The following is a 1,337-nucleotide window of genomic DNA, read 5'->3' as shown; positions in this document are numbered from 1 at the left end:
CAGGTTTTGATGCCTGCCATTTCTCCCCCCGTTGCTTGGTTTCAACGGATATTAGCTGGTGGCAGGAAAATTGCGAGCAAATTATTTGTGGATAATCACTAAATCTTGATAATGGTGTCGCTGTAAAGCGCTACCAGAGGATCGTGGGTCATCAGCCGCATCGGTTCGACAAGCGCCTGAGCCACGAGGATACGATCAAATGGATCTTGATGGTGCGCAGCAAGTTCTTCGACCGCAACGGCATGTTCGGCCTCAACTGCCAGAAAGCGATAACCAGAATCGCGAAAATAGCCCACCGCATCTTGACCGGATACGGGCATGTCGCCCCGGCCAAGGGAATACTTGATAGCAATCTCCCATATACTTGCAGCGCTGATCCAAACGGTTGCTCTCCGAGATTGGATCAGTTCCCGTGCCTTCGGTAACAGCTTCGGGCTATCCGTGATCGCCCACAGGGCAACATGGGTGTCCAGTAGCAGGTTCACAATGGAGCCCCTCCCATGAACAACCGTGCCACATCCTCGTTGTGGGCATCGATGGTGTCCGGCACCTCAAACCTACCCTTGGCAACACCGATGCGCTGGTTCACCGGCACCGTATCCATCGGGACCAGCTTGGCCGCCGGGCGACCATTGCGGGCAATAACAATCTCACGCTCCCGTCCTTGTTCGATGGCTTCCACCAAACGGGACAAAGAGGACTTGGCTTGTAACATATTGATGGCTTGCATCGTATCCTCCCAGAAATAATGATTAGCTTAGTCTAGCTAAGGGCAAAAATCAAGCGGTAATCATAGTAGCCTTAACCACGACTCCGCAAATTCCGTCCTTCAGGGTGGGATAGTTGACTCCTATCAGATTAGGACCGTTCCGCAGGAACTCGCGGCGGACCGTGTCGCCGGCATCGATCAACCGCTCCCCTTCCCGGCCGCTCTCCGCGTTCAGGCTGTACTCGATCCGGTTGCCATTGACATCCGTCAGGCCGGTCATCCGGTTGGCCGCATCCAGGCCGATCTCCCATTCCTCGCCCTCGGGTCCCTCGATCCGTTGGAGGATGCCGTCGGCGGTGTAAAAAAACCGGAAAGTGGCGTTGCCCTCGGCCAGGGTCGAGATCCGGCCGCCGCCGTCATAGCCGATCACGGTTTCCAGGCCCGTGGCCGAGACGATCCGACCCGGCCGGCCGTGCCAGCTGTAGTCGGTAAAGGTGGTGGCCCGCCCCAGGGGCGAGGTAATCATCGTCGCAAAAAAAAGGTCTGTTGACGGCGATTCCCCCGCTGGGTGACGTGATGTGGATAGCCAGGGGCTATTACTCTTGCGATTCTTGCCATGGCTGGACAA

General features: G+C 56.5%; 3 protein-coding genes and 1 pseudogene. All 4 read right to left on the bottom strand.

Annotation, left to right across the window (positions count from 1 at the left end):
* Nucleotides 1–98 precede the first annotated feature (98 nt).
* Nucleotides 99–485 carry a type II toxin-antitoxin system VapC family toxin gene (locus tag Q362_RS0117745; RefSeq protein WP_028319703.1) on the bottom strand — a complete coding sequence of 129 codons (387 nt, stop codon included), beginning with the start codon at nucleotides 483–485 and terminating at the stop codon, nucleotides 99–101.
* Nucleotides 482–730 (bottom strand): type II toxin-antitoxin system Phd/YefM family antitoxin, encoded by a 249-nt coding sequence (locus Q362_RS0117740; protein WP_028319702.1) that lies wholly within the window; start codon nucleotides 728–730, stop codon nucleotides 482–484. Before Q362_RS0117740 ends, Q362_RS0117745 begins: the two co-directional genes overlap by 4 nt.
* Nucleotides 731–779: 49 nt before the next feature.
* Nucleotides 780–1,235, bottom strand: coding sequence for a hypothetical protein (locus Q362_RS0117735; protein ID WP_028319701.1), 456 nt, complete (start codon nucleotides 1,233–1,235; stop codon nucleotides 780–782).
* A gap of 8 nt (nucleotides 1,236–1,243) precedes the next feature.
* Nucleotides 1,244–1,327 (bottom strand): annotated as a pseudogene (locus Q362_RS24940) (transposase); the annotation flags it as partial.
* Nucleotides 1,328–1,337 lie beyond the last annotated feature (10 nt).

It is taken from the genome of Desulfobulbus elongatus DSM 2908, from assembly GCF_000621145.1.
GTDB classification, from domain to species: domain Bacteria; phylum Desulfobacterota; class Desulfobulbia; order Desulfobulbales; family Desulfobulbaceae; genus Desulfobulbus; species Desulfobulbus elongatus.
This window is presented reverse-complemented; position numbering and strand designations above follow the sequence as displayed.

Coding starts and splice junctions, on each gene's coding strand:
- Q362_RS0117740 (WP_028319702.1), bottom strand. CDS start 730: ATGCAAGCCATCAATATGTTACAAGCCAAGTCCTCTTTGTCCCGTTTG.
- Q362_RS0117735 (WP_028319701.1), bottom strand. CDS start 1,235: ATGATTACCTCGCCCCTGGGGCGGGCCACCACCTTTACCGACTACAGC.